Annotated in this window: 5 protein-coding genes; all 5 read right to left on the bottom strand. The window is 73.9% G+C overall.

The genetic code is table 11. The features are described 5' to 3' along the window. Window positions 1-223, bottom strand: a 223-nt coding sequence (locus tag ABD317_RS32985; RefSeq protein ID WP_344294896.1) for a biotin carboxylase N-terminal domain-containing protein, incomplete at its 3' end; no start/stop codon positions are given. A 21-nt stretch (window positions 224-244) separates the two neighbouring features. After that, window positions 245-463, bottom strand: coding sequence for an acyl-CoA carboxylase epsilon subunit (locus ABD317_RS32980; protein WP_344294894.1), 219 nt, complete (start codon window positions 461-463; stop codon window positions 245-247). After that, window positions 460-2,034 (bottom strand): acyl-CoA carboxylase subunit beta, encoded by a 1,575-nt coding sequence (locus ABD317_RS32975; protein ID WP_344294892.1) that lies wholly within the window; start codon window positions 2,032-2,034, stop codon window positions 460-462. Before ABD317_RS32975 ends, ABD317_RS32980 begins: the two co-directional genes overlap by 4 nt. A 57-nt stretch (window positions 2,035-2,091) precedes the next feature. Continuing rightward, window positions 2,092-3,840, bottom strand: a complete 1,749-nt coding sequence (locus ABD317_RS32970) for a fatty acyl-AMP ligase (protein WP_344294890.1) — start codon at window positions 3,838-3,840, stop codon at window positions 2,092-2,094. Between the two features lie 121 nt (window positions 3,841-3,961). Then, on the bottom strand, window positions 3,962-5,399 hold a 1,438-nt coding region (locus ABD317_RS32965), incomplete at its 5' end, for a beta-ketoacyl reductase (RefSeq protein WP_344294888.1).

The following is a 5,399-nucleotide window of genomic DNA, read 5'->3' as shown; positions in this document are numbered from 1 at the left end:
CCGCACCCGAATCCCTGGCGGCCTGCAGCACCTTGCCGATGTCCAGGTAGCTCGTAGCCGGCGTGTCACCGCCCAGCGCGAACGCCTCGTCGGAGGCACGGACGTGAACGGCGTCGCGGTCCGGCTCCGCGTACACGGCGACGCTGGCGAGACCCGCGTCCCGGCACGCCCGGGCTAGGCGAACGGCGATTTCGCCGCGGTTGGCGATGAGCACCTTGCGCACGATGACTCCCTCTTCTCCCCGTTACCAGGCGCTGTCGCGCCACGCCCCGACGCCGCGAAGCGTCGGCTGACCGGTCATCAGCTCGGCCCGGCGGCTCCATCGGCCCCGATGCCGGTCGTCCACCGCGGGGCCGGCACCGGACCCGGCGGTGCGGGCCGCGGCCGCCAGGGCGAGCACGACGGCGGCCACCTCCTCGGGCGTGGGCTCGCCGGAGACGTGGATGAGCGCGGCGTCGGTCACAGCGGCAGGTTCCCGTGCTTGCGCGGCAGCCGCGTCTTGCGCTTGTCCCGCATCATCTCCAGGGCCAGGGCCACCTGCCTCCGGGTCTCGTGGGGCATGATGACCGCGTCCACGTAGCCGCGCTCCGCCGCGACGTACGGGTGGCACAGGGTGCGTTCGTACTCCTCCCGGATCGTCGTGCGGGCCTGCTCCGGGTCGTCGGACTCCTCGATGGCGCGCCGGTAGAGCACGCTGACCGCGCTGTCGCCGCCCATGACGGCGATCTCGGCGGTCGGCCAGGCCAGGCTGACGTCCACGCCGAGGTGTTTGGAGCCCATCACCGCGTAGCCGCCGCCGTACGCCTTGCGGGTGATCACGGTGACCATCGGCGTCGTGGCCTCGGAGTAGGCACACCCCAGCTTGGCCCCCCGCCGGATGATGCCGTTGCGCTCCTGGTCCTGCGAGGGCAGGTATCCGGGTACGTCGGCGAACGTGACGATCGGGATGTGGAAGGCGTCGCACATGCGGATGAAGCGGGCCGCCTTCTCGCTGGCCTCCAGGTCGAGCGCGCCGGCCAGGTGCGACGGCTGGTTCGCCACGACCCCCACCGACCGGCCCTCGATCCGCCCGAAGCCGCAGATGATGTTGGGGGCGTACAGCGGCTGGATCTCCAGCAGCTCGCCGTCGTCCAGCACGGTGTGCAGCACGCGGAACATGTCGTAGGGCTGGTTGACGCTGTCCGGGACGAGCGTGTCCAGGTCGAGGTCCTCCTGAGTGGGCTCGGACGGGGCGTCGGACGGGTACCTGGGAGGCTCGGTCATGTTGTTCGACGGCAGGTAGCTCAGCACCTCCCGGGCGTACTCCAGCGCGTCCTTCTCCTCCTGGGCGAGGTGGTGGGCCGATCCCGTGACCGCGTTGTGGAGCCGCGCGCCGCCCAGCTCCTCCCGGTCGACGCGGTGCCCGGTGACGGTCTGGAGGACCTCGGGGCCGGTCACGAACATGTGCGAGGTGCCTTCGACCATGATGATGATGTCGGTCACCGCCGAGGCGTACACCGCGCCTCCGGCGCACGACCCCATCATGAGCGAGATCTGCGGGATGACGCCCGAGGCGTCCACGTGCCGCTTGGCGAACTTCGCGTAGTAGGCGAGGGCCACGACCCCCTCCTGGATGCGCGCCCCGCCGGAGTCGTTGATGCAGATGATGGGGCAGCCCGTCTCGATGGCCAGGTCCATCACCTTGATGACCTTCTCGCCGAACACCTCGCCGAGGCTGCCGCCGAGCACGGTCGCGTCCTGGGCGAAGACACAGACCTTGCGGCCGTCGATCATCCCGGAGCCGGTCACCACGCCGTCGCCGTAGGGACGGTTCTTCTCCATCCCGAAGTCGTGGCAGCGGTGCCGGGCCAGCGCGTCGAGTTCGACGAACGTGCCCGGGTCGAGCAGCAGGTCGATGCGTTCGCGAGCGGTCAGTTTCCCCCGGGCGTGCTGCTTGTCGCTGGCCGCTCCCGTCGACTGGGCGGTGAGCGCCTCCCTGCGCTGACGGAGTTCCGCCAACTGCCGTGCGGTGCGCCCGGTTGTGGTTGTCGCCACGTGCGTCTCCCGTAGGTCCGTGAAAGGGTGTGACTGCCTGGGGCTGCCCCGTCGGGGTCAAGCCGGGGTCAACCGGCCGTCCAGGTACAGCTGGCGGCACAGCCGCCGCTGCACCTTGCCGCTGGACGTCACGGGCAGTGAGCCGCGCCGCACCACCACCACGTCGTCCACCGCGAGCCGCTGCCCCTCGTGGACGGCGGCCCTGACCCGCGCGCGCAGCGTCCCGGCCCCGGTCGCGCGCAGCGTCCTGCCGCTGGCCTCGACGACGACGACCAGCCTCTCGGCCGCACCGTCGTCCACCGCGAAGGCGGCGCAGGAGTTGGGGTGCAGCCCGGGGTCGCATCGCTCGACGGAGAGTTCGATGTCCTGGGGATAGAAGTTCCGTCCCCGGTAGACCACGAGGTCCTTCTGGCGCCCGGCGACGTACAGCTCCCCGTCGTGGAGGAAGCCCAGATCCCCGGTGCGCAGATGGGGGCCCTCGTGTTCCGCGCCCGCGATCCAGGCGTGGAACACCGTGCCGGTCTCGGCGGGCCGGCGCCAGTAGCCCTGGGCCACGGACGAGCCGCTGAGCCATATCTCCCCGACGCGACCGTGGGGGCACGGGCGTCCGGTGTCCGGGTCCACGATGCGCACCCGGGTCCCCTGGACGGGTATCCCCGTGCTCACCAGATCCACGACGTTGCCGGGCTCCCCTTCGCCGATCACCATCTCCACCCGGTTCTCGGTCAGGGCTCCGGCACGCACCCGCAGCACGAAGGGCTCCTGGTCCGGGCGGCTCCCCGTGGCCTTCAGGGTGTTCTCGGCCAGGCCGTAGCAGGGGCACATGGCGCGCGGATCGAAGCCGAGGGGGCCGAACACCTCCGCGAACGCGCGGACGGTGGGCTCCCGGACCCGCTCGGCGCCGTTGCCCGCCAGCCGCCACGACGACAGGTCGATGCCTCCGAGGTCCCGGCCCGCCCGCGCCGCGCGGACGCACAGCTCGAACGCGAAGTTGGGGCCCGCCGAGTGCGTGCCCCGGAACCGGGAGACGGCCCGCAGCCAGCGCAGCGGGTCGCGGACGAACGCCTCCGGGGCCATCAGGTAGGAGGGGATCCCCGCCCACAGCGGCAGCACGATGCCCTTCACCATGCCCATGTCGTGGAAGAACGGCAGCCAGGAGACGACGGCGCCGTCCGGCCGGCAGGGCCACAGGAGGTCGATCTCGCGGGCGTTGCCGAGGAAGTTGGCGTGGCTGACCATCACCCCCTTGGGATCGGCGGTGGAACCGGAGGTGTACTGCAGGAGCGCGATGTCGACGGGCAGGGGGCGGGGCGCCGGGGCCGTCCCGGCGGGCGGAGGGACGTCGGTGGCGACGAGGGTGAGGCCCTTCATCGCGGGCACGTCCCCGAAGCGGGTCATCAGGTCGTCGCGGACCGCGGCGGTGGTGAGGACGAGGTCGGTGCCCGCGTCGTCCGCGATCCTGCGCATGCGCTCCACGCCGGTCACCCGCCCGGGGACCTGCACGGGCGCGGCGGGCACCCCCGCGTGCATGCAGCCGTAGAGGGTGCGGACGAACTCCAGCCCCGAGGGGTACAGCAGGACCACGGGCGCGCCCCGTTCCGCCGTCCGGGCGAGCAGGCCGGCCCGTTCGGCCGCCGCCGCGTGGAGTTCGGCGTACGTCACGGTCTCCGTCGGTTCCTCTCCGTTGGCGAGGAAGACGTACGCGACCTGATCGGGCTGGGTCACGGCACGGTGGTGGAGAAGCCCGGGCAGGGTCTGCGCGGACGTGCCCACTCCGGCCGCTTCTGCGGTCTGAACTGTGGTCATCGACTCCTCCGGAGGTGGATGCGATTCTGGGCGGCCGCGCGCTGGCCACGCGACGGCGCCTCCCGGCCGCGGGTGCCGGTGCGCCGGCGCGCACGGCACGGGCCCGGCCCGGCGCGGGCCCTCACGGCCGCTGCCGGATCAGGGCCTCGACCGCCTCGGTCTCCCGTGCCAGCCGTGCCAGCAGGTCGTCTTCATCGGGTGCGGTATCGGGTGCGGCGGTAGCGGCGGGGGCGGCGGCGGGGGGCTCCGGCGGGGGCCCGGGTGCGGGCTCCGGCGGGGCCGGCGGCGCCGGCTGGCCGCCCGGCAACTCGGCCGCCAGGTAGCCCGCGACCGCCTCACAGGTGGGGTACTCGAACACGAGGGTGGCGGGCAGCGGGACGCCGAGGCGGCGTTCCAGCCTGACCTTCAGCTCCAGCGCCGTCACGGAGTTCACGCCCATCTCGAAGAAGCCCTGCCGGGCGTCCGGTTCGTCGCCGCCGTCCATCCCGAGCACCACGACCACCTCGTCCAGCACGCACTCCAGCAGCCGCTCCGCGCGGGCGGCGGGGGACAGCGCCGCCAGGTGGGCGACCAGTTCCCCGGCCCCGGCCGGGGACGCCGAGGCGTCCATCTCGTCGAACAGCGGCCACCGCATGGTCTGCCGGTAGAGGGGAAGCAGCAGGCTCCAGTCCGCGGACGCGGCGAGTACCTCGTGGAAACCGAGGTCCACGGAGGCGTCCAGCAGCTCGGTGGCGGCGGCGGGATCGAGCGGCTCCAGGCCGCCGCGTACCAGCCGCGCCCGGGCGTCGGCGCTCAGCAGGTCCAGCCCGTCCCACGGGGTCCAGGCGACGGCGGTCACCGGGCGGCCGAGCGCGCGGCGCCGGCCGGCGAGGGCCGTGAGCATCCCGTCCACCGGCGCCTGGACCTCGGCGCCGAGCGCGCCCCAGTGCGAGGCCGCCGAGCCGAACGCCACGAAGAGTTCGAGTTCCGCCCCGGCGTCCGCGCACACGTCGTGCCACACCCAGGCTCCCCTGGCCCGGTCGTGGAGCGCGCGCGAGAGCGCCTCGGCATCCGGCTCGGCCCCGCTCCACGGCTCCCACTCGGCGCCCAGCCAGACCAGCCCCGCCACCGGACGTCCGCCGCCGGCGGCCTTGTCGAGAACGCCGCGCACGTGGGCGGCGTCGGCCCGGGCGCCCACCATCTGCACCTCCCCCGCACCGCGCGCGCGGAGCCAGTCGCGGACGTGGACGGCCAGTCGGTGCTCGGCGCCCGCCACGAGGTAGGTGCGCCCGGCGTCGAGCCGGACCGGTTCGAGCACCGGGGGCGGTGCGGCGTCGCGGGTGACGCGCGCCACCAGCCGCGTTCCGCCGCGCAGCGCCACGTGGTCCTCGCCGTCGCCGGACAGCGCCTCGGCCAGGATCGCGTCGGCGTCGTCGGTGCCCGGACGGACCGGGTCGAGGTCGAGGGTGCCGCCCCAGGCACCGGGGCGGCGGACGCCGAGCACGGTGGCCGTCTCCCGCAGCCCGGCGGGCAGCGGCGCGGCCCGGCCCGCCGCGTCGACCGCCTCGGCGGCGGCCTTC

The sequence above is a fragment of the Streptomyces synnematoformans genome, from assembly GCF_039531005.1.
GTDB classification, from domain to species: Bacteria; Actinomycetota; Actinomycetes; order Streptomycetales; family Streptomycetaceae; genus Streptomyces; species Streptomyces synnematoformans.
The sequence above is the reverse complement of the archived record's forward strand: the minus strand, read 5'-3'. Positions and strand labels throughout refer to the sequence as shown.